Source organism: Pseudonocardia oceanicola, assembly GCF_047200735.1.
Taxonomy (GTDB): Bacteria; Actinomycetota; Actinomycetes; order Mycobacteriales; family Pseudonocardiaceae; genus Pseudonocardia.
In genome coordinates this window covers 215,398-238,651 of record NZ_JBJZON010000008.1, presented here as the reverse complement: position 1 = coordinate 238,651, position 23,254 = coordinate 215,398, and the positions used below count along the sequence as shown (strand labels likewise).

The following is a 23,254-nucleotide window of genomic DNA, read 5'->3' as shown; positions in this document are numbered from 1 at the left end:
CTCAGGTGTCGAGACCGAGCGTGCCGGAGCCGTGGGTGGCGGACCCGCCGAGGAGCGTGGCGACCACCTCGGTCGCGCCGATCCGGTCGGCGGGCAGGGACAGGACGTCGTCGCCGAGGACGACGAGGTCGGCGTGCTTGCCGGGGGTGAGGGAGCCGCGGACCCGCTCGTCGCCGGCGGTCCACGCGGCGTCGAGGGTGTAGGCGCGCAGGGCCGCGGCGGCCGTGACGCGCTCCGCGGGCCCGAGCACCGCGCCGTCGCGGGTGCGCCGCTCGACCATGGACTGCATGCCGAGCAGGGGCGCCCCGAGCGCGACGGGCCGGTCGGAGCTGCCCGGGACGCGCAGGCCGGCGCGGTGGAAGCCGCCGACCCGGTAGAGCGAGTCCGCGCGGTCCGGTCCGACGGCGGCGGCCATCGTGTCGCCGATCTCGTACAGGAACCGCGCCTGCGGCACGGGCGTGACGCCGAGGTCGGCCATCCGCGCGATCTGCGCCTCGGTGGTCACGGCGGCGTGCTCGATCCGGTGCCGCACCCCCGGCCGCGGGCGCTCCTTCTGCGCCTCGGCGAAGGTGTCGAGCGCGAGGTCCACGGCCCGGTCGCCGATGGCGTGCGCCGCCACGGTCCAGCCGGACACGTGCGCGTCGACCACCCGCCGCCGGAGCAGCTCCGGGTCGTCCTGCAGGTAGCCGTGGGAGTGCCGGTCGCAGAAGGGGTGCAGCATCGCGGCGGTCCGGGCCACCAGCGACCCGTCGAGGAAGATCTTCATCGCGCCGAGCCGGAGCATGTCGTCGCCGAAGCCGGTGCGCAGGCCGAGATCCAGACCGAAGCGGTCCGGGTCGCTCGCGTGGCCGCGCAGCGGGTGCAGGGCGTCGGACACCGGCATGATCTGCACGCGGACGGGCAGCGGGCCGGCCTGCTGGTAGGCGCCGAGCTCGAGGCCCGAGCGGCCGATCCAGCCGCCGCCGACCCCGCACTCGGTGACGTGGGTGAGCCCCTCGGTCGCGTACACCTCGGCCGCCCGCCGGACCGCCGTCGCGAGGTCGGCCAGCGGGTACGGCACCACCAGGTCGGCGACGAGGTTCTGGGCCTGCTCCTCGAGCGTCCCGGTCGGCCCGTCGGCGTCGGTCACGACGACCCCGCCCTCGGGCACCGGCCGGTCACCGACGAGGTCGAGCACCGGCGAGTTGACCGTGCAGACGTGGCCGGAGCGGTGTGTGAGCCAGACCTTGCGGCCGCCCGCGGCCCGGTCCAGGGCGCGCCGGTGCGGGTGCCCGCCGAGGGTGGTGTCGTCGTAGCCGGAGCCGACCACCCACGCGTCCTCGGGCAGGGTCGCGGCACGCTCCGCGACCGCCGCGTACAGCGCGTCGAGGTCGGGCAGCCCGGCGAGGGGGATCTCCGCGAGGGACTGGCCGAACCAGGCCATGTGGTTGTGCGCGTCGCCGAAGCCGGGCACCACGGTGGCGCCCTGCAGGTCGATCTCGCGGCGGGCGCGCAGGCCCTCGGGATCGACGGCGAACACCCGGCCCTGGTGGACGGCGACGGAGTGGGCGCGCGGGTGGGCGTCGTCCAGCGTGTGGACGACGGCGTTCGTGAGAAGCAGGTCGATCATGCTCATCCCACATGGTGGAGCCGGGTCAGCGGCAGGGTGGGCGAGCGGTGCAGCGGCACCTCGCGGCCGTCGACGCGGACCGGGATCGGTTCCGGCGCGACCTCCACCCGCGGCGTGGCCGTGTTGTGCAGCATGTCCGCGCAGGTCAGACCGCGACTGTCCGTGATGCCGGAGTACAGGCGGCCTGCGGGCAGGCTCGCCCGGTCGGCGTGCTCGGAGACGAAGACGTGCGCCAACCGTGCGGGTGCGGCGCCGAGGCCCCCGTAGAAGGGGCGCATCCGCCGCGGCTGGGTGAGCCGCGTCGAGCCGGAGCCCGAGCCCGCGGCGCCCCAGGCGACGAACCCGGACTTGAGCACCAGGTCGGGCTGTGCGCCGAACCACGCCGGGTTCCAGAGCACGAGGTCGGCGAGCAGGCCGGGCCGCACGGAGCCGACGTGCCCGGCCAGCCCGTGCGCGACGGCCGGGTTGTGGGTGAGCTTGGCCAGGTAGCGCAGGACTCGTGCGTTGTTGACGACGTCGGGGCCCGTCTCCCCGGCCAGCGTCGCCTGCACGTGGGCGAGCTGCCAGGTCCGCCGGGCGGTCTCGCCGATGCGGCCCATGCCCAGGGCGTCGGAGTTGACGATCGCGATCGCGCCGGAGTCGTGCAGCGCGTTCTCCGCGGAGATCGCGTGCTCGCGGATGCGGCTCGCCGCGATGCTCGCGTCGCTCGGCACGTGGGCGTGGCCGCGGTGCACCGTCAGGGTCATCGGGCCCAGCTCGGCGACCGTCGAGGGCGTGAGCGGCAGCGTCGGCGTCGTCGACGAGGTGAGGACGTTGCCGTGCGAGACGATCTGCAGCAGGTCGGGGTGCCCGCCGCCGCCCTCGACGTGGTAGGCGTGCACGGTGCGGCCGCCGACGGCGTCGAGGGTGTCGGCGAGGTAGCCGGACTCGTTGAGGGTGTCGGTGTGCAGCGCGACGGGCAGGTCCGCGCCCTCGGCCACGCCCAGGCAGGTGTCGATCACCGCCGGCGTGGCGCCCCAGTCCTCGTGGATCTTGAAACCGCCGGCCCCCGCGGCCACCGCCTCCTCGAGCAGCGCGCCGCTGGTGGAGCTGCCCCGGGCGAGGAACGCGGCGTTGATCGGCACGTCCGCCCAGCCCTCGATCAGGGTGTGCAGGTTGCGGCGGGGGTTGGCGCCGACGTCCCACACCCCGCCCATCCCCATCCCGACCAGCGTGGTCACCCCGGCCGACAGCGCGGCGCCGGCGAGGTCGGCGTTGGACAGGTGCACGTGCGAGTCGACGACGCCGGGGGTGCAGACGAGCCCCTCGCCGGTGATCATGGCGGTGTGGGCGTCGACCTCCAGCTCGACCCCGGCCTGGACCTGCGGGTTCCCGGCGCGGCCGACGCCGACGACGCGACCGTCCTTGATGCCGATGTTGGTCTTGCGCACGCCGAGCAGCGGGTCGACCAGCACCACCCCGAGGACGATCATGTCCAGGGCGCTCGTCCGGTCGGCCGAGCTGCTGACCAGCGCGCCGTGCCGGGCGGTCTTGCCGCAGCCGCCGAGGAGCTCCTCGCCGGGCTCGGTGTCGTCGGCCTCGATCTCGATCCAGAGGCCGGTGTCGGCGAGCCGGATGCGGTCGCCCGTCGTCGGCCCGTACAGGCGGGCGTACTCGCGGCGCTCGACCGTCGTCATGCTCGCGTCCTTCCCATCCGGACCACCGGGACTTCCCGCTCTGCGCCGGCCTCCACCTTCAGCGACGTCCCGGCCGGCAGATCGAGGCGGAAGCTGCCGGCGTCGGCGAGCTCGACCGCCAGCGCCGGGTTGAGCCGGTCGAGCTGGACGTGCGAGGAGACCCAGATGGCCAGGTGTCCCCGGTTGTGCAGGCGCGCGGTGCCGCGCTCCCGACCGGGCGCGAGCTCCCGGGGCGGCCCCTCCGCGCGGACCGCCCCGGGGCCGTCGGCGGGTGGGGCGCCGAAGGGGTGGTCGACGTGCACGAGCACCGAGCCGTGCGGGAAGAGGGCCTCGACCTGCAGCGACGGCACCGCCGCCGCGACGCCGTCGACCAGCCGGGCCGGGTCGACGACGGTGCGGGCCCGGGCGACGACCTCCTCGTAGGGCAGGTCGTCCCAGGCCATCTCGCAGATCTCGTCGCAGACCAGGGCGGTGGCGTCGGGCGCGCCGAGCTTCGCGCCGCGGTCGAGTCGGCGGCGCGCGAGCGAGGCCGCGCCGTGCAGCAGCAGCCGCTCGGTCTCCCGCGGGGTCAGGTGCACGGGCACAGCCTGACCGGTCGGCGCGCGCCCCGGTACCACTTCGCGCAGCGAGATGTGACCGGGATGATGTGCACATGCACAGTCCGCGTGACACTGCGGCGAGTTCCGCGCCGAACGACGACGCCCGCTGGGCCGGCCTGGTCGGGCGGCTGCGGGCGGACTCCGGGGGTCTGGTCGACGAGTTCGTGGACCGGGTCCGCCGGATCCCCCCGTACGGCCGCGGGCTCGTCCCTCCCCACCGGCTCGTCACCGACGCCGACCTGACCTTCGACCATCTGCTGCGCCGGATCGCCGGGCAGGACGTCCCCGAGCGGCTGGCGGGCCTCGGCGAGGCGATCGGGCGGGACCGGGCCCGGCGGGGTGTCCCCCTCAACGAGCTGCTCTCCGCGGTGCGGCTCGACTTCCGCGTGCTGTGGTCGGCCCTGCGGGACCGGGCGGCCCCCGAGGAGCTCGACGTCCTCGTCTCGCGGGTGGAGCGGGTGTGGGCGGTCGTCGAGGACTACACGCTGCAGATCCAGGCCGGCTACCAGGAGGAGGCCGCCCTGCTCGCGCGCGAGCGGCACGGCGAGCGGACCGCACTGGTCGGCGAGCTGCTGGGCAGCGAGAACCCGGATCCGGAGCTGGTCGAGCGGGTGGCGCTCGCCCTGGACGTCGACGTCGACGCGGACTTCCTCGTCGCCGCCGCGGGCACCGCCTCCGGGGCGGGCCTGCGGCGCGCCGCCGAGGGACTGGCGGCGGGGGACCGCGTGGTGCACGTGCAGCCGACCGGTCCGCACAGCGTGCTGGTCGCGGCGTGGGAGGGCGGGACGGGCGCGCCGGTGCGGGCGGTGCTCGACGGCGTCCCGTGCGGGGTCGGGCCGATCGCCCACGGCCTGGCCACCGTGCCGCGGTGCGCGCGGTTGGCGACCGAGATCGCAGGGGTGACCACGGGGCCGGGGCCCGTCGAGGTGGCCGACGCGTGGTTGCCGCTCGCCGCGGAGCGGCTCGCGGACACCGCGGCCGAGCTCGTCGACTCGGTGCTCTCCGGGCTGGCCGCGGCGGCGCCCGCGGAACGGGACCGGCTGCTGGAGACGGTGCGGGTCTTCGCGGAGACGGGTTCGGTCAAGGAGGTCGCCGAGCGGTCCTTCTGCCACCGCAACACGGTGCTCAACCGGCTGCGCCGCTTCACCGCGCTGACCGGGCGGGACCTCGCGGTGCCCGCGGACGCGGCGGTGGTGCTGCTGGCGCTGGCCGCCGCGAACCGGGGGCTTGTCGCGCTCGGGCGGATGCCCTAACGTACAACCACGTGGTTGTACGTGAGCTGAGCCCGGACGAGGTCGACCGGATCTTCCACGGCCTCGCCGACGCGACCCGCCGCGACATCGTCGAGCAGGTGCTGCGCGAGGTGCAGTCCGTCTCGACGCTGGCCCGCCGGTACGAGATGAGCTTCGCCGCCGTGCAGAAGCACGTGGCGGTGCTCGAGCGGGCCGCGCTCGTCACCAAGCAGCGACGGGGACGGGAGCAGCTCGTGCACGGCAACCCGGAGGCCCTGCGACGGGCCGCCCGCCTGCTCGAGGACTACGAGCGGATCTGGCGGCACCGCGTGCGGGCGATCGAGGACATCCTCGCCGAGGACGTCCCCACCCGTGACGACCGGGCCCGCGGCCCGGAGGAGAGGACGCAACCATGAGCGTGATCGACGTCCGCAAGGACCCGGAGACCCTGACCCTGACCCTCGTCGCCGAGTTCGACGCCCCCGTCGAGCGGGTCTGGGAGGTGTGGGCGGACCCGCGCCGGCTGGAACGGTGGTGGGGTCCGCCGACGTGGCCGGCGACGTTCGTGGAGCACCGGTTCTCCGTCGGCGGGCGGTCGCGCTACTACATGACCGGCCCCGAGGGGGAGAAGGCCGGCGGGTGGTGGGTGATCACCGCGATCGACGCGCCGCACCGGCTGGAGTTCGACGACGGCTTCGCCGACGACTCCGGCGAGCCGAACACCTCGATGCCCACGACCCACGCCGTCGTCACGCTGGAGTCCGCGGGCTCGGGTACGCGCATGACCACGGTCAGCACCTTCGCCAGCCTCGAGGACCTCGAGAAGCTCAGTGCGATGGGCATGGAGGAGGGCATGCGGCTCGCCATGGGGCAGATCGACGCCGTGCTGGCGAGCTGAGCGGCCCGGCCGGGAGATCGCGGCGCCGCGGGTGCGAGGGGTGGTCGCGGGGCCTGCGGGGCGGAAGGTGTCGTGTCGACCGTCGGCCGACGAGCGCGGAGTGGCGCGGGCTGACAGGGGGCGGACCTCGGGAAACGGCGTGCGGCTCGTTAGCCTCGTCGGGTGTCCGCCCGAGCGTCGTCGCCCGCCACCGATCTGGCCACCACCGTGGTGTTCGCCGCGTTCATCGCGGTGCTCGGTCTCTTCCCCGGGGTGTACGTCGGTGCCACAGGCGTGCCGATCGTGGTGCAGAACATGGGGCCGTTCCTCGCGGGCGTCCTGGTCGGCGCCAAGCGGGCCGTGCTCGCGGTGGTGCTGTTCCTGGCGTTGGTGGCGATCGGCCTCCCCCTGCTGTCCGGCGGGCGCGGCGGGCTCGCCCCGTTCGTCGGACCGAGCGGCGGGTTCCTGCTGGGCTGGATCCTGTCGGCGCTCGTGTCGGGCCTGATCGCCCAGGCGGGTGCACGGCGCAGCCGTCCCGGGTTCCCCGTGCTGCTGCTGGCCGCCTTCGCCGGCCTCGTCGCGGACTACGTGATCGGCGTGCCGTGGCTGGCCGTCTACACCGGCTCGTGGGGTACCGCGCTCACCGGGTCGCTGGTCTTCGTGCCCGGCGACCTCGTCAAGGTCGTGGTCGCGGCGCTGATCGCGTCCGTGGTGCACCGCGCGCTCCCCGGGCGCCTGGTGGGGACGCGGACGCGGTGACCGCGCCCGCCGTCCCACCCGTCCTCGGCGGGGCCCCGCTTCCCGCCGGGCTGCTGGCGCGGGCGCACGCCGCCGCCGCCGAGCTGGCCCGGCGGGGCGCGCGGGAGGGCGGCCGGGTCGCCCTGGAGGGGACCGACGGCCTCCTCACCCGGCTCCTCGGAGCGGACCTGCTCGGTGCGGCGGCCCTGGTCGTCGAGCCGCGGTGGAGCGCTCGCGAACGGGCGGCCGTGCTCGACGACGCCCGCCCCGATCTCGTCGTCGGGACCACCGGCACCGAGCCGGGCGCCGTGACCCCCGCGGGCGACGGGCGTACCCCGTTCTACCTGCCCACCACCTCCGGCAGCAGCGGCCGCCCCACGGTGCTGCAGCGCTCGCGGGAATCCTGGCTGCGCAGCTTCGCCGCCCTCGGCCCGGTGCCCGGCCCCGTGCTGATCGCGGGCCCGCTGGGCTCGTCGCTCTTCCTCTTCGGGGCCCTGCACGCGCTCTGGTGCGGTGCCGAGCTGCGGCTCGGTCGCGCCGCGGACGCCCGCGCGGCGGCGGCGACCCACCTCGTCCCGGCCATGCTCGCCGATCTCGTCGCCACCCAGGAGCGCGCTCCCGCGGAGACGGCGCTGCGCACGGTCGTCTGCGGCGGGGCGCACCTCGGCGACGGTCTGCGCGCGCGGTTCCGCAAGGCCTTCCCCGAGGCCGAGCTCGTCGAGTACTACGGCTCGGCCGAGCACTCCCTCATCGCGATCCGGCGCCGCGCCGGACTGCGGCCGGTGCCGGGCGTCGACCTCGACGTCCGGGACGGCACGCTCTGGGTCCGCTCGCCGCTGGCCGCCGACGGCACCCTGCGCGCCGGGCGCCTCGAGCCCGCCGGCGAGTGGACGACCGTCGGCGACCGGGTCGAGCTCCGCGACGGCACGCTCACCGTGCACGGCCGTGGCTCGGCCGTGATCTCCAGCGGCGGCCGGCTCGTGGCCGCCGAACAGGTGGAGGCGGTGCTGCGCGAGGTCCCGGGTGTCGACGACGTGGTGGTCGCCGGCACCCCGCACGCCCGCCTCGGGGCGCTGGTCACCGCCGTCGTGGAGGGGGAGCCGGCATTGGCCGCGCTGCGCGCGGCGGCCCGCCACGCCCTCGAACCCGGCACACGGCCCCGGGTGTGGTTGCGGTCGAAGGCGTTGCCGCGGACCGCCTCCGGCAAGCCCGCGCGCGCCGTGATCGCCGACGAGCTGGCCGCGGGGATCCTCGACGCGGAGCCGCTGCGATGAGTGGCCCCGTCGTCGTCGCGGCCCGTCGCACCCCGATCGGCACCGCGGGCGGCGTGCTGCGTGACCTCGCCGCCGACGAGCTCGCCGCCCCCGTGCTCCGGGCCCTGCTCACGGACGCCGGGCTCACCACCGTCGACGACGTCCTGCTCGGCAACGTCTTCGGCCCCGGCGGCAACACCGCCCGCGTGGCCGCCCTGCGCGCCGGACTCGGCGCGGAGGTCCCCGGTCTCACGGTGGACCGGCAGTGTGCCAGCGGGCTCGCGGCGATCACCCTGGCCGCCACCATGATCCGGGCGGGGGAGGGTGAGGCGTACCTGGCGGGCGGCGTCGAGAGCGCCTCCACCGCCCCGCATCGCCTGTGGCGCACCGACCCGCCGGTGCCCTACACGCGGGCGCCGTTCGCGCCCGCGGAGCTCGGCGACCCGGAGATGGGTGAGGCGGCCGACCTGGTCGCGGCCGAGGCGGGGATCTCGCGGGAGCGTCAGGACCGGTTCGCGCTGCGCAGCCACGAGCGAGCGGTGGCCGCGCAGGCCGCGGGCCGCTTCGACGACGAGCTGGTCGAGACGGCGGGGGCCCGGCGTGACCAGCGCCCCCGCGCCGGGTTCACCGCCGCGCGACTGGCCCGCTTCCGGCCCGCCTTCACGCCCGACGGCACGGCGACGGCGGCCAACTCGTGCGGCGTCAGCGACGGCGCCGCCGCGGTGCTGCTCGTGTCGGAACGGGTGCGGCGCGAGCACCACCTGCCCGGGCTGCGGCTGATGGCGAGCGCGACCTCCGGCTGCGACCCCCGGCGGCTCGGGCTGGGCGTCGTCCCGGCCCTACGCGAGGTGTGCAAGCACGGCACGCCGCAGGTCACCGAGTTCACGGAGGCCTTCGCGGGGCAGGCGCTGGCCTGTCTCGACGCCGTCGGACTCGACGAGGAGGCGGTCAACCCCGACGGCGGCGCCATCGCCCTCGGCCATCCCTGGGGCGCCTCCGGCGCCGTCCTGGTGGTGCGGCTGTTCTCACAGCTCGTGCGGCAGCGGCGGGGCGGGATCGGGCTGACCGCGTTGTCCGCGGGCGGCGGGCTGGGCGTCGCGGCCCTGTGGCAGGCCGTCGGGCCGGACGGGCGACCGGTGCCGACAGGAGGGTCGCGGTGATCAGGTTCGAGGGCGTCGGGCACCGCTACGGGGAGCGGGTGGTGCTGCAGGACGTCGACCTCGCGCTCCCGGAGCGGCGGATCGGCTTCGTCGGCGCCAACGGCTCGGGCAAGTCCACGCTGGCGCGCATGGTCAACGGTCTCGTCCGGCCCACCGACGGCCGGGTGCTGGTCGACGGGCTCGACCCGGCCGAGGAGGGCCCCGCGGTGCGCCGCCGGGTCGGGTTCGTGTTCACCAACCCGGACAGCCAGATCGTGATGCCGACGGCGGGGGAGGACGTCGCGTTCTCGTTGCGCCGCAACGGCATGTCACGGGCGGAGCGGGCCCGCCGGGCTGCCGGGGTGCTCGCCGCGCACGGCCTCGGGGGCTACGCCGACCACCCCGCCCACCAGCTCTCCGGCGGGCAGAAGCAACTCCTCGCGCTGTGCGGGATGCTCGCCCTCGATCCGGAGATCCTGGTCTGCGACGAGCCGACGACCCTGCTCGACCTGCGCAACACCCGCCACTTCGCCGAGATCGTCGCCGGCCTCCGGCAACAGGTGCTGCTCGTGACCCACGACCTCGACCTGCTGGCGGACTTCGACCGGGTGGTCGTGCTCGACGAGGGCCGGGTCGTGGCCGACGACGAGCCGGAGCCGGCGGTCCGGCACTACCGGAAGCTGTGCGAGACGTGACCCCGCTCGGGCTGTACTCCCCGGGGGACGGCGTCCTGCACCGCGCTCCGGCCGGGGCGAAGCTGCTGGTGCTGCTGGCGCTGGTGACCGCCGTCGTGCTCGTCGGCTCGGTGGCCGGGCTGGGCGGGGCGTGCGTGCTGGTCGCGGCCGGCTACGCGATCGCGCGCATCCCGGTCAGCCGGATCCTGCCGCTGCTGCGCACCCTGCTCCTGCTCGCCGTGCTGGTGGGTGCCCTGCAGGTCTGGCTGCTGGGGTGGCACCCCGCGCTCGTGACGGTCCTGCGGCTCACCGCCTCGCTCGCCGCGGCGAGCCTGTTCACCCTCACGACCCGGATCGACGCCGTGGTCGCGAGCGTCGAGCGGGCGCTCGGCCCGCTGCGCCGCATCGGGGTGCGGGCCGACCGGCTCGGCCTGCTCGTCGGGCTCACCGTGCAGGCCGTCACCACGCTGTCCGCGATCGCCGGTTCGGTGCGCGAGGCCGCCCGGGCGCGCGGCGCCGAACGTTCGCCGACCGCGTTCGCGGTGCCCTTCGTCGTCCGCACGCTGCGGCACGCCGACGAGCTGGGCGAGGCGCTCGCCGCCCGGGGGATCGGCGACGAGACCGACGATCCCGATCACCCCGACGGCGCCGGCGGGCCGTCCCGGGACGGACGCCGGGTGCCGTAACGTCCCGAGCGCCCGTGTCACCCGGCGGACCCACCGCCACGACCCCAGGAGCCGCCCGTGCCCGCCCCCGACACCCCCGCCTGGTTCCGGGCCGCCCTCGCCGAGGAGGCCGAGACGGGCGCGGTCGAGGTCGACGGCACGACCGTCGCCTATCGGGCGTGGGGCCCGCCCGGCGAGGGCGTGCTGCTGATCCACGGCGGCGCCGCGCACGCGCGCTGGTGGGACCATCTCGGGCCGCTGCTCGTCGGACCCGAGGGCCGGCGGGTGGTCGCCATGGACCTCTCCGGGCACGGCGACTCCGGCCGCCGCGAGCATTACACGCTGCAGCAGTGGGCCGCCGAGGCGCTGGCGGTCACCGAGCCCGCCGGGCTCGCCCCGCTGCCGGTGATCCTCGGGCACAGCATGGGCGGGATGGTCGCGCTGATCGCCGCGCAGGAGTTCGGCGACCGGCTCGGCGGCGCGGTGGCCATCGACACCCCGGTGCGCGAGATGACGCCGGAGGACCGGGCCGCCCGGCAGCGCCGCGCCTTCGGCCCGCTGCGCGTGTACCCCGACCGGGACCGTGCGGTCCGGCACTTCCGCACGGTGCCACCCCAGGACGGCGAGCCGTACGTGCTCGCGCACATCGCCGAGCACTCGCTGCGCCCGGTCGCGGGCGGTTGGTCGTGGAAGTTCGATCCGCACGTGTTCCGGCGCAACACGCTGACCCCGGACGACGTCGACGTCCCCGGCTGCCGCGTGGCGCTCTTCCGCGCCGAGCACGGGTTGATGCCGAAGGACATGGGTGAGCTCGTGCGCGACCGGCTGGGCCGGGGCGTGCCCGTCGTCGAGATCCCCGCGGCCGCCCACCACGTGATGATCGACTCCCCGATCGCGCTGGTCACCGGCCTGCGTACGCTGCTGGCCGACTGGCGGCACTCCCGTGCCGCGACCCCCGGGGAGGTTCTCGCGTGACGACCCGTGCGGAGCACGACGGCGGCGGCCCCGTGACCCGGGACCGCCGCCGTCGCCGCGCCGCTCCCGCCGGCGGTGCCGCGCGCCCTTCCCCGGTGCGCGGTCCCGTGCGGGGCGGAAGCCCTGCTGCCCGACCCTGGACTGCCCGACCCCGGGCTACTCCACCCGGTGCGACGGCCGCGCCTCGGGCGGCAGCACGCCCCACTCGATGAGCTGGTCGGTCAGCTCGCCCGGGGTCATGTCGTAGATGATCGCCAGCGAGCGCAGGTCCTCGGCGCGGATCGAGAGGACCTTGCCGTTGTAGTCGCCGCGCTGGGACTGGATCGCGGCGGCGTAGCGGGCCAGCGGGCCCACCTTGTCCGCGGGCAGCTGCTGGAGCCGCTCGAGGTTGATGACGATCTTCGTGGCCGGCTCGGACCCGGAGGGCACGCGGCCCTCGGGCAGCAGCTCGGCCACCGGGACCCCGTAGAAGTCGGCCAGCTCGGCGAGCTTCTGGACGGTCACCGCGCGGTCGCCGCGCTCGTAGGACCCGACGACGACCGCCTTCCAGCGGCCCCCGGACTTCTGTTCGACGCCGTGCAGCGACAGCCCCTGTTGCTGCCGGATGGCCCGGAGCTTGCTCCCGAGCGCCTTGGCGTAGTCGCCCATCTGGCGATCTCCTCATTCCTGGTCTTTCTCGGCCGTGTGGGGGCCGAAAGGGGACCTCGTACCGCTGAGTGGTGAGCGGGTGGTGCTGAGCGCCGACCCGCTCGGTGGTGCTCGCTGGACTCGTCGTGGGACGAGGTCGGTGTCCCCGCTGTCGCGGCCACCCTCGCCACTGTCGATCAATACGCAGAGTAATCATGCGCCGGTCTCGCGTCGCAGGTCAAGCCGGGTGGCCCCGGACGGGTGCCAGGTGGGGCATTCCCACCCGTTCGAACGACGGTTCGTCCCCCGTCAGCGGTGTCCCTCGCGGCGTCCGCCCGTCCGGCCGCGACACCGCGCGAGCGTTGGGACCCATGGTGACCGTGTGGGTGTGGCCCTGCGTGACCGTACGCGCCGTGATCGCCCCGGCGACCTCGGCGTGCCGCCGGCGGCCCCGACGGGGTGCGCGCACGTTGCCCGATCGTGACGCGCCCGTGACCTCCCGTGAACCCGCCGGAACGTGAGGAACGGCGCTGCCGGATCGGCCGCGCCGGCGCACGACGGCCACCCGCCGGTTGCTAACCTCGGGCCCGACAGTCCTTTAACCCCGTCCCGTGAGGCGGGAAAGGAGAGCACCTCGTGGCGGACGATCGCCGCGGGGACGTCGGTGCGGGCCAGACTTCCGCCCGCGAGCTGCTGAGCAGCGCCGACGTCGCCCGCACCATCGCGCGGATCGCGCACCAGATCATCGAGAAGACGGCGTTCGGGCCCGGCAACACCGGCGACCTCGTGCTCCTGGGCATCCCCACCCGCGGGGCCGTGCTGGCCCGCAGGCTCGCGACCGCGATCACCGAGTTCACCGGTGTCGCACCGGCCGTCGGCTCCATCGACGCGACCCTCTACCGGGACGACCTCCGTCGCGGCCCCGCCCGCGCGCTCGTCGACACCGCGGTGCCGGAGGGCGGGATCGACGGCAAGCTCGTCGTGCTGGTCGACGACGTCCTGATGTCCGGGCGCACCACCCGCGCCGCGCTCGACGCGCTGCGGGACGAGGGCCGCCCCCGCGCGGTGCAACTCGCGGTCCTGGTCGACCGGGGCCACCGCGAGCTGCCGATCCGTGCGGACTACGTGGGCAAGAACGTGCCGACCTCGCGCGCGGAGAAGATCCTGGTCCGGCTCACGGAGCCCGACGACCGGGACGGGGTGCTGATCGAGCGGCCGGAGGCGGAGCCCGCGGAGCCGACCGTCGGTGCGGAGGCGGAGCCCGCGGAGCCGACCGTCGGTGCGGAGGCGGAGCCTGCGGAGCCGACCACCGACGAGGAGCACGCGTGAGGCACCTCCTCTCGATCGCGGACCTCGACGCCGCCACCGCGACCGGCCTGCTGGACACCGCGAGCCGGTTGAAGGACACGCTGCTGGGCCGCGAGGTCCGCAAGCTGCCCACGCTGCGCGGCCGGACCGTCGTCACCCTGTTCTACGAGGACTCCACGCGCACCCGGGTCTCCTTCGAGATCGCGGGCAAGTGGATGAGCGCCGACACGATCAACGTCAGCGCCAAGGGTTCCTCGGTGTCGAAGGGGGAGTCGCTGCGCGACACCTCGCTGACCATCTCGGCGATGGGCGCGGACTGCGTGATCGTGCGGCACCCCGCCTCCGGGGCGGCGCACCGGATCGCCGCGTGGGCCGACAAGGACGCGGCGACGACCGGCACGCACACCTCGATCGTCAACGCCGGCGACGGCACGCACGAGCACCCCACCCAGGCGCTGCTCGACGCGGCCACGCTGCGGGAACGGCTGGGCTCGGTCGCCGGGCGTCGGATCGGGATCGTCGGCGACGTCCTGCACTCCCGGGTCGCCCGGTCCAACGTGCTGCTGCTCTCGACGCTGGGCGCGGAGGTCGTGCTGATCGCCCCGCCCACGCTGCTCCCGGCGGGTGTGGCCGAGTGGCCCTGCCGGGTCTCGCACCACCTGGACGCCGAGCTTCCCGCCCTCGACGCGGTGATGATGCTGCGGGTGCAGGCCGAGCGCATGCACGGCGGCTTCTTCCCCTCCGCGCGCGAGTACTCGATCGCGTACGGGCTCAACGAGGACCGCCTCTCCCTGCTGCCCGAGGGCGCGCCCGTGCTGCACCCCGGCCCGATGGTGCGCGGCATGGAGATCGCGCCCGCCGTGGCCGACGCCCCCAACTCCGCGGTCCTCGCCCAGGTGCGCAACGGTGTGCACGTGCGGATGGCCGTCCTCTACCACCTCCTCGCCGGAGCGCCCGAATGAGCCAGCCCCCCGTGACCGACCTGCTGATCCGCAACGCCCGGCCGTACGGCGAGGAGGCGGTCGACCTGCTCGTGCAGGCCGGCGTCGTCGCCGAGATCGGCACCGGGCTCACCGCGCCCGCGGGGACCCCGACGCTCGACGCGGGCGGGCACGTCCTGCTGCCCGGGCTCGTCGACCTGCACGTGCACCTGCGCGAGCCCGGCGGCGAGGAGTCCGAGACGATCGAGACCGGCTCGCACGCCGCGGCGCTCGGCGGCTTCACCGCGGTCTTCGCCATGCCGAACACCGACCCGGTGGCCGACACCGCCGTCGTCGTGGAGCACGTGCGGCGCCGCGGCGCGGAGGTCGGCCTGGTCGACGTCCACCCGGTGGGCGCCGTCACCACCGGGCTGAAGGGCGAGAAGCTCGCCGAGCTCGGCACCATGGCCGCCTCCGCCGCGCAGGTGCGGATGTTCTCCGACGACGGCCGCTGCGTGAACGACCCGCTGATCATGCGCCGCGCGCTGGAGTACGCCGGGGCCCTCGACGTCGTGATCGCCCAGCACGCCGAGGACCACCGGCTCACCGGCGGCGCCCAGGCGCACGAGGGTGCGATCGCCTCCCGGCTCGGCCTGGCCGGCTGGCCGCCCACGGCCGAGGAGACGATCGTCGCGCGGGACTGCGCGCTGGCTCGCGAGGCCGGCGCGGCGTCGAACGGTCGCCCGCGGGCCGGAGCACCGATGCTGCACATCTGCCACGTCTCCTCGCGGCACTCGGTCGCGGTGCTGCGGGCGGCGAAGGCGCAGGGCGTGCGGGTGAGCGCCGAGGTCACCCCGCACCACCTGCTGCTCACCGACGGGCGGCTGACCGGCTACGACCCGGTCAACAAGGTCAACCCGCCGCTGCGCACGGGGGCGGACACCCAGGCCGTGCGCGAGGCGCTGGTCGAAGGGGTGATCGACGTCGTCGCGACCGACCACGCCCCGCACGCGTCCCAGTACAAGGACACCGAATGGGCGGCCGCGAAGCCGGGCATGCTGGGCCTGCAGACCGCGCTGTCGGTGGTGCTCCACACGATGGTCGAGCCGGGCCTGCTGGACTGGCGCGGGGTGGCACGGGTGATGTCGGAGCGACCCGCCGAGATCGGCAACCTGCCGGACCAGGGCCGGCCGATCGCCGTCGGCGAACCGGCGACGTTCGCGCTCGTCGACCCGGAGGCGCAGTGGACGGTGCGCGGCGCGGCGCTGGCCAGCAAGGCGGCGAACACGCCGTACGAGGGAATGCGACTGCCCGGCGCGGTGGTCGCCACGGTTCTGCGTGGCCGGATCACGGCGCGCGACGGGAAGGTAGTGGCGTGAGCGAAGCAGTGCTCGTTCTCGAGGACGGGCGGATCTTCCGCGGTACCGAGTTCGGTGCGGTGGGCGAGGCCCTCGGCGAGGCCGTGTTCACCACGGGGATGACCGGCTACCAGGAGACCCTGACCGACCCGTCGTACCACCGGCAGATCGTGGTGCAGACCGCGCCGCAGATCGGCAACACCGGCTGGAACGACGAGGACGACGAGTCGACCGGCATCCAGGTGGCGGGCTACGCCGTGCGCGACCCCGCCCGCCGGCCGTCGAACTGGCGCTCCACCGGCTCGCTGGAGGACGCGCTGCGCCGGCAGGGGGTCGTCGGCATCGCCGGCATCGACACCCGCGCGGTCGTACGGCACCTGCGCGAGCGCGGCGCGATGCGCTCCGGTGTCTTCTCCGGCCCTTCGCTGGGCGCGGACGAGATGCTCCTCGAGCGCGTCCGGCAGAGCCCGGGTATGGCGGGCGCGGACCTCTACGGCGCGGTCACCACGAGGACCCCGTACGTCCGGGAGGCGGTGGGGGACAAGAGGTTCACCGTCGCCGCGCTCGACGTGGGGATCAAGTTCAACACCCCGCGGATGATGGCCCGACGCGGCATCGAGGTGCACGTGCTGCCGGCCGACACCACGTTCGAGCAGCTGCTCGCCGTCGACCCCGACGGGGTCTTCCTCTCCAACGGCCCGGGCGACCCGGCCACGGCCGACGTCCCGGTCGAGCTCACCCGGCAGGTCCTGGAGCGGCGGATCCCGCTGTTCGGCATCTGCTTCGGCAACCAGATCCTGGGCCGCGCCCTCGGCCGCGGCACCTACAAGCTGCGCTACGGGCACCGCGGGATCAACATCCCGGTCGTCGAGCACGCCACCGGGCGCGTCGCGATCACCTCGCAGAACCACGGCTTCGCGGTCGAGGGCGGCGCGGGCGAGCGCTTCGACACCCCGTTCGGCACCGGCGTCGTCAGCCACACCTGCCCCAACGACGGCTGCGTCGAGGGGCTCACGGGCCTGGACTTCCCGGCCTTCAGCGTGCAGTACCACCCGGAGGCGGCCGCGGGTCCGCACGACGCCGCGGACCTGTTCGACCGCTTCTGCCAGCTCATGACGGACAACCCGGTGGCCCACGGGCCGGCCGGGACCGAGGGGTCGGGCGGCCGGCACCGCCTGCTCGACCAGAACGGGGGAGCGGTCTGATGCCGCGCCGCGAGGACATCCGGCACGTCATGGTGATCGGCTCCGGGCCGATCGTCATCGGCCAGGCCGCCGAGTTCGACTACTCCGGCACGCAGGCCTGCCGCGTGCTGCGCGCCGAGGGCCTGCGGGTCTCGCTGGTCAACTCCAACCCGGCCACGATCATGACGGACCCCGAGTTCGCCGACGCGACCTATGTCGAGCCGGTCACGCCCGAGTTCGTCGAGAAGGTCATCGCCGCCGAGCGGCCCGACGCCCTGCTGGCCACCCTGGGCGGGCAGACCGCGCTGAACACCGCGATCGCCCTGCACGAGAACGGGGTGCTCGAGCGCTACGGCGTGGAGCTCATCGGCGCGGACGTCGACGCCATCCAGCGCGGCGAGGACCGGCTGAAGTTCAAGGAGATCGTGCAGCGGGTCGGCGGCGACGTGCCGCGCTCGGCCGTGTGCCACTCCATGGACGAGGTCCGCGCCGCGGTCGGCGAGCTGGGGCTCCCGGTCGTCATCCGGCCGTCGTTCACCATGGGCGGGCTCGGCTCCGGCATGGCACACACCGACGAGGAGCTGGAGCGGCTCGCCGGGGCGGGGCTGGCCGCGTCGCCGGTCACCGAGGTGCTCATCGAGGAGTCGGTGCTCGGCTGGAAGGAGTTCGAGCTCGAGCTCATGCGCGACCACCACGACAACGTGGTCGTCGTCTGCTCGATCGAGAACCTCGACCCGATGGGCGTGCACACGGGCGACTCGATCACGATCGCGCCCGCCATGACCCTGACCGACCGCGAGTACCAGCACATGCGCGACGTGGGCATCGCCGTGCTGCGCGAGGTCGGCGTCGACACCGGCGGCTGCAACATCCAGTTCGCGATCCACCCGGAGACCGGGCGGCTCGTCGTCATCGAGATGAACCCGCGCGTCTCCCGGTCCTCGGCGCTGGCCTCGAAGGCCACCGGCTTCCCGATCGCGAAGATCGCCGCGAAGCTCGCCGTCGGCTACACCCTCGACGAGATCCGCAACGACATCACCGGCGAGACCCCGGCCGCGTTCGAGCCGACGCTGGACTACGTCGTCGTGAAGATCCCGCGCTTCGCGTTCGAGAAGTTCCCCGGGGCCGACCCGGAGCTCACCACCACGATGAAGAGCGTCGGCGAGGCGATGGCGCTCGGACGGTCGTTCCCGGAGGCGTTCGGCAAGGCGCTGCGCTCCATGGAACGCTCCGCGATCGGCTTCTGGACCACACCGGACCCGGACCCGGCGCCGACCGACGACGAGATCCGCACCCCCACCGACCGGCGCATCTACGCCGTCGAGCGGGCGTTGCGGGCGGGCCGGACGGTGGACGAGGTCGCGGAGATCTCGGGCATCGACCCCTGGTTCCTCGACCAGATCCAGCTGCTCGTGGAGCTGCGCGCCGAGATCGAGGCCGCGTCGGTCCTCGACGCGACCCTGCTGCGCCGGGCCAAGCGGGCGGGGCTCTCGGACCGCCAGCTCGCCGCGATCCGCCCGGAGTTCGCCGGCGAGGACGGCGTGCGGGCGCTGCGGCACCGGTTGGGCATCCGGCCCGTCTACAAGACCGTCGACACGTGCGCCGCGGAGTTCGCCGCGCGCACGCCGTACCACTACAGCGCCTACGAGACCGACCCCGCCGCGGAGTCGGAGATCGCGGCGCAGACCGACAAGCCGAAGGTGCTCATCCTCGGCTCCGGCCCGAACCGCATCGGGCAGGGCATCGAGTTCGACTACTCCTGCGTGCACGCCGTGCAGGCGCTGCGCGAGGCCGGGTTCGAGACCGTGATGGTCAACTGCAACCCGGAGACGGTCTCCACGGACTACGACACCGCGGACCGGCTGTACTTCGAGCCGCTGACCTTCGAGGACGTCCTCGAGGTGGTGCACGCCGAGCAGGCGTCCGGGCACGTCGCGGGCGTGATCGTGCAGCTCGGCGGGCAGACCCCGCTGGGCCTGGCGCAGCGGCTCACCGCCGCGGGCGTGCCCGTGGTGGGGACGAGCGCGGCGGCGATCGACCTCGCCGAGGACCGCGGCGCGTTCGGCGAGGTGCTGCGCAGGGCGAACCTGCCGGCCCCGGCCTTCGGCACCGCGACCTCGTTCGAGCAGGCCCGCGAGATCGCCGAGCGGATCGGCTACCCGGTGCTCGTGCGGCCCTCGTACGTGCTGGGCGGGCGCGGCATGGAGATCGTCTACGACGAGTCGTCCCTGGCCGGCTACATCGCCCGGGCCACCACGATCAGCCCCGACCGCCCGGTGCTGGTCGACCGGTTCCTCGACGACGCGGTGGAGATCGACGTCGACGCCCTGTGCGACGGCGAGGAGGTCTTCATCGGCGGCGTGATGGAGCACATCGAGGAGGCCGGCGTGCACTCCGGCGACTCCTCCTGCACCCTCCCGCCGATCACCCTGGGTCGCAGCGTCCTGGAGGCGGTGCGCAGCTCGACCGAGGCCATCGCGCACGGCGTCGGGGTCCGGGGCCTGCTCAACGTCCAGTACGCCCTGCACGGCGAGACCCTCTACGTGCTGGAGGCGAACCCACGGGCCTCGCGCACGGTGCCGTTCGTCTCCAAGGCCACGGCGGTCTCGCTGGCCAAGGCCGCGGCGCGGATCATGCTCGGCGCCTCGATCGCCGACCTGCGCGCGGAGGGGATGCTCCCGCAGCAGGGCGACGGCGCCGAACTGCCCGCGGACGCGCCGGTCGCGGTCAAGGAGGCGGTGCTGCCGTTCAACCGCTTCCGGACCCCGACCGGGCAGGGCGTGGACCCGCTGCTCGGCCCGGAGATGAAGTCGACCGGCGAGGTCATGGGCATCGACGCGTCCTTCGGGCCCGCGTTCGCCAAGTCCCAGGCGGCCGCGTACGGGTCGTTGCCGAGCGAGGGCAAGGTCTTCGTGTCGATGGCGGACCGGGACAAGCGCGCGATGGTGTTCCCCGTGCGCCGGCTCGCCGACCTCGGCTTCGAGGTGCTCGCCACCGAGGGCACCGCGGAGGTGCTGCGGCGGCACGGCATCACGACGACCGTCGTGCGCAAGCACTCGCAGAAGTCCGCCCCAGACGGGACGACCCGGGAGACGATCGTCGACCAGATCCTGGCCGGTGACGTCGCGCTGATCGTCAACACGCCGTACGGCAACTCGGGCCCGCGCGTCGACGGCTACGAGATCCGCGCGGCGGCGGTCTCCCGCGGCGTCCCGTGCATCACCACGGTGCAGGGCGCGAGCGCGGCGGTGCAGGGCATCGAGGCGAAGCTGCGCGGGTCGATCGGCGTCCGCTCGCTCCAGGACGCGCACGCGGCGCTGAAGAAGTCCCGCCCGTGATCGCAGGAGGGAACCCTCATGCGATCTCCGGAGGCTCTCCCGAGCGGTACGGAACCATGATGCGCTCCATCCGGGGTGGCTCGTGAGCGGCTTCGGGGCGCGGCTCGTGGCGGCGGTCGACCGGTTCGGGCCGCTCTGCGCGGGCATCGACCCGCACCCCGGGCTGATCGCCGAGTGGGGCCTCACGGACGACGCGGACGGGCTCTCCCGGTTCTGCGCCGCCGCCGTCGAGGCCCTGGCCGGGCACGTCGCCGTCGTGAAGCCGCAGGCGGCGTTCTTCGAACGGCACGGGTCGCGGGGTGTCGCCGTCCTCGAGCGGACCCTCGCCGATCTCGCGGGCACCGGCACGCTGTCGCTGCTCGACGTCAAGCGCGGCGACATCGGCTCGACGATGGACGGCTACGCCGACGCCTACCTCGGCGTCGGCGCGGCCGTCGCCGCCGACGCGATCACGGTCTCGCCGTACCTCGGCTTCGGCTCCCTCGACCCGGCCTTCCGGGCCGCCGAGGAGGCCGGGCGGGGGGTGTTCGTGCTGGCCCGCACCTCCAACCCGGAGGGCGGGTCCGTGCAGCTGGCGGAGACCGACGGGCGCACGGTGGCCCAGGCGATGATCGACGGCGCGGCTGGCCGGAACCGGGGGGCCGCGCCGGTGGGCGGGGTGGGTGTCGTCGTCGGAGCCACCCACGACCACGGACTGGAGCTCGGCGCCCTCAACGGTGCCGTGCTGGCTCCGGGGCTCGGGGCCCAGGGGGCGACCCCGCGGGACGTCGCGGAGCGCTTCGCGGGCCTGGCGGGGCTCGTCCTGCCCGCGGCGTCGCGGTCGATCCTGAAGGCCGGACCGGGGGTCAGCGCCCTGCGGTCGGCCGCCGAGGCACAGCGGGACGAGCTGGCGACCGCCCTGAGCGCCCTGCGCTGACCCTCCCCGCCGGACGTCCCCGCCGGACGTCCCCGCCGGACGTCCCCGCCCCGACCCGTGTGGTCCTCCCCGGAGCCGTCGGGTCCGGCTGATACCTCCCGGACCCGGATTCACCCGTTCGGAGGGGGTGGTGGCACCCTGGCGCCTCCCCGGGACGGCCCGGCAGGCTTGCCGGACGCGCGGCGGGGACCGGCGCCGCGCGGGTCGGGGGACGCGGAGGTGTCGACAGTGGGCGCAGCGGTGGACGAGGTGGTGGACGTCCTGATCGTGGACGACCAGCGCCCGTTCCGGACGGTGGCGCGCACCGTCGTCGGGATGGTCGGCGGTTGGCGCGTCGCCGCCGAGGCCGAGACCGGGGAGCAGGCCCTCGTCGAGGCCGAACGGGTGCGTCCCGCCGTCGTGCTCATGGACATCAACCTGCCCGGGATCAGCGGGATCGAGGCCACCCGGCGGATCCTGGCGGGCGACCCGGCCGCACTCGTGGTGCTCCTGTCGACCTATGCCCTCGACGACCTGCCCGGCGACGCCGCGGCCTGCGGTGCAGTGGCGTACATCAACAAGGAGGACCTCACACCGGCACGGCTGCGCGCGCTGCGGTCGGTGGGGCAGCCGGGCCGAGCGCCGGAACGGCCGTCGGCGGCCGGTTCGTGACCGATCGCACGGGCCGCGCGTCGGATCCGCGCGCCGAACGGGCGCGTCGCCGTAGCCTCCGCGCGGCCGCTCGTGGTATCACCCGGACGGGTGTGGACGAGCGGGGCCGTGGCACCAAACCCACAGGTGGCACCCCCGTTGGCGTCCCGAACGGGTGCGTGGGTACGTTCGCTCCCGGCCCCCGGCACAACCCACCGGGGACGGCGATCGCCCCCACCGGCATCGCCCTCGCGCACGACGAAAGACGGAGGAGACCGTGGCCCTTCCCCAGCTGACCGAGGAACAGCGTGCCGCCGCGTTGGAGAAGGCCGCGGCCGCCCGCCGGGCCCGGGCAGAGCTGAAGGACCGGCTCAAGCGCGGCGGGATCACCCTCGCCGAGGTGCTGAAGCAGTCCGACACCGACGAGGTGCTCGGCAAGATGAAGGTGTCGGCCCTGCTCGAGGCCCTGCCCAGCGTCGGCAAGGTTCGTGCCGCGCAGATCATGGAGCGCCTGGAGATCGCCCCGAGCCGCCGGCTGCGCGGGCTGGGCGAGCGGCAGCGCAAGGCGCTGCTGAACGAGTTCCCTTCCTGAGCGGGGGCGGCGTGCCGGGAGGACCGCCGCCCCGCCGGGGCCGGCTGATGGTGCTCGCGGGGCCCTCCGGGGTCGGCAAGAGCAGCATCGTCGACCGGCTCCGCAGCGAGCTCCCCGACCTCCACTTCAGCGTCTCCGTGACCACGCGGGCGCCGCGGGAGGGGGAGGTCGAGGGGATCCACTACCACTTCGTGGACCGGGCCGAGTTCGACCGGCTGATCGCCGCGGACGAGCTGCTGGAGTGGGCCGAGGTGCACGGCGGGCTGCAGCGGTCGGGCACCCTTCGCGCGGAGGTCGAGGGCCCGCTCGGCGCCGGGCGGCCGGTGCTGGTCGAGGTCGACCTGCAGGGCGCCCGCTCGGTGAAGCAGGCGATGCCCGAGTCCGTGACCGTGTTCGTCGAGCCGCCCTCGTTCGAGGAACTGGCCCGCCGGCTCACCGACCGGGGCACCGAGACCCCGGAGGTGCGGGCGCGCCGGTTGCGCACCGCCGTCGAGGAGATGGCGGCGCGTGACGAGTTCGACGTGGTCGTGGTCAACGACGAGGTGCAGGCCGTCGTCGAGCGGTTGGTAGAGTTGCTGGTCGCACCTGTGCACGTCCCGCATTCGTCCGTCTCTGGAGTTTCTGAGTGAGCATGCCGCTGACCGGCGCGGTCGCCGGTTCCACCCCCGAGGGCATCACCAACCCGCCGATCGACGACCTGCTCGACAAGGTCAGCTCGAAGTACGCGCTGGTGATCTACGCGGCCAAGCGCGCCCGACAGATCAACGACTACTACTCCCAGCTCGGCGAGGGCCTGCTGGAGTACGTCGGGCCGCTGGTCGAGCCCGGTCCCCGCGAGAAGCCGCTGTCCATCGCGATGCGCGAGATCCAGAGCGGCCTGCTCGAGCACACCGAGGGCGAGTGATCCCGGCCGGCTGCGCGCGGACGGCATGAGTCGGGCGTGA

22 protein-coding genes and 1 pseudogene are annotated in these 23,254 nt (G+C 74.7%); 19 read left to right on the top strand and 4 right to left on the bottom strand.

Going from position 1 to position 23,254, the window contains the following annotated elements:
• Position 1: 1 nt before the first annotated feature.
• The 3 genes from ACL02T_RS14770 to ACL02T_RS14760 are packed head-to-tail and all read right to left on the bottom strand — an operon-like array spanning position 2 to position 3,863.
• Entirely contained in the window at positions 2 to 1,609 is a 1,608-nt protein-coding gene (locus ACL02T_RS14770) for an amidohydrolase (protein ID WP_412831298.1), read from the bottom strand.
• 2 nt (positions 1,610 to 1,611) lie between these two features.
• Positions 1,612 to 3,285 (bottom strand): urease subunit alpha, encoded by a 1,674-nt coding sequence (locus ACL02T_RS14765; protein WP_412831259.1) that lies wholly within the window; start codon positions 3,283 to 3,285, stop codon positions 1,612 to 1,614.
• Positions 3,282 to 3,863, bottom strand: a complete 582-nt coding sequence (locus tag ACL02T_RS14760; protein ID WP_412831258.1) for an urease subunit gamma — start codon at positions 3,861 to 3,863, stop codon at positions 3,282 to 3,284. Before ACL02T_RS14760 ends, ACL02T_RS14765 begins: the two co-directional genes overlap by 4 nt.
• A 74-nt stretch (positions 3,864 to 3,937) precedes the next feature.
• On the opposite strand from ACL02T_RS14760, the gene ACL02T_RS14755 reads away from it, so the two are divergent.
• From ACL02T_RS14755 to ACL02T_RS14715, 9 genes are all read left to right on the top strand, one after another.
• The gene (locus ACL02T_RS14755; RefSeq protein ID WP_412831257.1) at positions 3,938 to 5,137 is read left to right on the top strand and encodes a PucR family transcriptional regulator; all 1,200 of its coding nucleotides are present in this window, start codon (positions 3,938 to 3,940) and stop codon (positions 5,135 to 5,137) included.
• Positions 5,138 to 5,148: 11 nt separating this feature from the next.
• Positions 5,149 to 5,532, top strand: a complete 384-nt coding sequence (locus tag ACL02T_RS14750; RefSeq protein ID WP_412831256.1) for an ArsR/SmtB family transcription factor — start codon at positions 5,149 to 5,151, stop codon at positions 5,530 to 5,532.
• Complete coding sequence (locus ACL02T_RS14745; protein WP_412831255.1) at positions 5,529 to 6,014, top strand: SRPBCC family protein; 486 nt, start codon at positions 5,529 to 5,531, stop codon at positions 6,012 to 6,014. Before ACL02T_RS14750 ends, ACL02T_RS14745 begins: the two co-directional genes overlap by 4 nt.
• Before the next feature lie 162 nt (positions 6,015 to 6,176).
• The gene (locus tag ACL02T_RS14740; protein WP_412831254.1) at positions 6,177 to 6,752 is read left to right on the top strand and encodes a biotin transporter BioY; all 576 of its coding nucleotides are present in this window, start codon (positions 6,177 to 6,179) and stop codon (positions 6,750 to 6,752) included.
• Positions 6,749 to 8,005 (top strand): AMP-binding protein, encoded by a 1,257-nt coding sequence (locus tag ACL02T_RS14735; protein ID WP_412831253.1) that lies wholly within the window; start codon positions 6,749 to 6,751, stop codon positions 8,003 to 8,005. The genes ACL02T_RS14740 and ACL02T_RS14735 overlap by 4 nt, the downstream gene beginning before the upstream one ends.
• Positions 8,002 to 9,144 carry a thiolase family protein gene (locus ACL02T_RS14730; RefSeq protein ID WP_412831252.1) on the top strand — a complete coding sequence of 381 codons (1,143 nt, stop codon included), beginning with the start codon at positions 8,002 to 8,004 and terminating at the stop codon, positions 9,142 to 9,144. The genes ACL02T_RS14735 and ACL02T_RS14730 overlap by 4 nt, the downstream gene beginning before the upstream one ends.
• Complete coding sequence (locus tag ACL02T_RS14725; RefSeq protein ID WP_412831251.1) at positions 9,141 to 9,818, top strand: energy-coupling factor ABC transporter ATP-binding protein; 678 nt, start codon at positions 9,141 to 9,143, stop codon at positions 9,816 to 9,818. Before ACL02T_RS14730 ends, ACL02T_RS14725 begins: the two co-directional genes overlap by 4 nt.
• Positions 9,815 to 10,483 (top strand): energy-coupling factor transporter transmembrane component T family protein, encoded by a 669-nt coding sequence (locus tag ACL02T_RS14720; protein ID WP_412831250.1) that lies wholly within the window; start codon positions 9,815 to 9,817, stop codon positions 10,481 to 10,483. Before ACL02T_RS14725 ends, ACL02T_RS14720 begins: the two co-directional genes overlap by 4 nt.
• 57 nt (positions 10,484 to 10,540) lie before the next feature.
• Entirely contained in the window at positions 10,541 to 11,437 is an 897-nt protein-coding gene (locus ACL02T_RS14715; protein ID WP_412831249.1) for an alpha/beta fold hydrolase, read from the top strand.
• A gap of 156 nt (positions 11,438 to 11,593) precedes the next feature.
• Here ACL02T_RS14715 and bldD read toward each other — a convergent pair whose 3' ends face one another.
• Positions 11,594 to 12,085 (bottom strand): transcriptional regulator BldD, encoded by a 492-nt coding sequence (bldD, locus tag ACL02T_RS14710; protein ID WP_412831248.1) that lies wholly within the window; start codon positions 12,083 to 12,085, stop codon positions 11,594 to 11,596.
• Positions 12,086 to 12,700: 615 nt separating this feature from the next.
• Between bldD and pyrR the strand changes: the two are divergent.
• From pyrR to rpoZ, 10 genes and pseudogenes are all read left to right on the top strand, one after another.
• Positions 12,701 to 13,291, top strand: a pseudogene (gene pyrR, locus ACL02T_RS14705) (bifunctional pyr operon transcriptional regulator/uracil phosphoribosyltransferase PyrR); the annotation flags it as partial.
• A 98-nt stretch (positions 13,292 to 13,389) separates the two neighbouring features.
• Positions 13,390 to 14,334, top strand: coding sequence for an aspartate carbamoyltransferase catalytic subunit (locus ACL02T_RS14700; RefSeq protein ID WP_412831247.1), 945 nt, complete (start codon positions 13,390 to 13,392; stop codon positions 14,332 to 14,334).
• Positions 14,331 to 15,671, top strand: coding sequence for a dihydroorotase (locus ACL02T_RS14695; protein WP_412831246.1), 1,341 nt, complete (start codon positions 14,331 to 14,333; stop codon positions 15,669 to 15,671). The genes ACL02T_RS14700 and ACL02T_RS14695 overlap by 4 nt, the downstream gene beginning before the upstream one ends.
• The gene (gene carA, locus ACL02T_RS14690; RefSeq protein WP_412831245.1) at positions 15,668 to 16,855 is read left to right on the top strand and encodes a glutamine-hydrolyzing carbamoyl-phosphate synthase small subunit; all 1,188 of its coding nucleotides are present in this window, start codon (positions 15,668 to 15,670) and stop codon (positions 16,853 to 16,855) included. Before ACL02T_RS14695 ends, carA begins: the two co-directional genes overlap by 4 nt.
• Complete coding sequence (gene carB, locus ACL02T_RS14685) at positions 16,855 to 20,172, top strand: carbamoyl-phosphate synthase large subunit (protein ID WP_412831244.1); 3,318 nt, start codon at positions 16,855 to 16,857, stop codon at positions 20,170 to 20,172. Before carA ends, carB begins: the two co-directional genes overlap by 1 nt.
• A gap of 82 nt (positions 20,173 to 20,254) precedes the next feature.
• Positions 20,255 to 21,088, top strand: a complete 834-nt coding sequence (gene pyrF / locus ACL02T_RS14680) for an orotidine-5'-phosphate decarboxylase (RefSeq protein WP_412831243.1) — start codon at positions 20,255 to 20,257, stop codon at positions 21,086 to 21,088.
• Positions 21,089 to 21,316: 228 nt separating this feature from the next.
• On the top strand, positions 21,317 to 21,739 hold the full coding sequence (locus ACL02T_RS14675; RefSeq protein WP_412831242.1) for a response regulator: 423 nt from the start codon (positions 21,317 to 21,319) through the stop codon (positions 21,737 to 21,739).
• Positions 21,740 to 21,995: 256 nt separating this feature from the next.
• Entirely contained in the window at positions 21,996 to 22,310 is a 315-nt protein-coding gene (gene mihF, locus ACL02T_RS14670) for an integration host factor, actinobacterial type (RefSeq protein ID WP_345378868.1), read from the top strand.
• A gap of 47 nt (positions 22,311 to 22,357) precedes the next feature.
• Positions 22,358 to 22,939 carry a guanylate kinase gene (gene gmk / locus ACL02T_RS14665; RefSeq protein WP_412831241.1) on the top strand — a complete coding sequence of 194 codons (582 nt, stop codon included), beginning with the start codon at positions 22,358 to 22,360 and terminating at the stop codon, positions 22,937 to 22,939.
• Positions 22,940 to 22,941: 2 nt separating this feature from the next.
• On the top strand, positions 22,942 to 23,214 hold the full coding sequence (gene rpoZ / locus ACL02T_RS14660; protein ID WP_051736485.1) for a DNA-directed RNA polymerase subunit omega: 273 nt from the start codon (positions 22,942 to 22,944) through the stop codon (positions 23,212 to 23,214).
• Positions 23,215 to 23,254 lie beyond the last annotated feature (40 nt).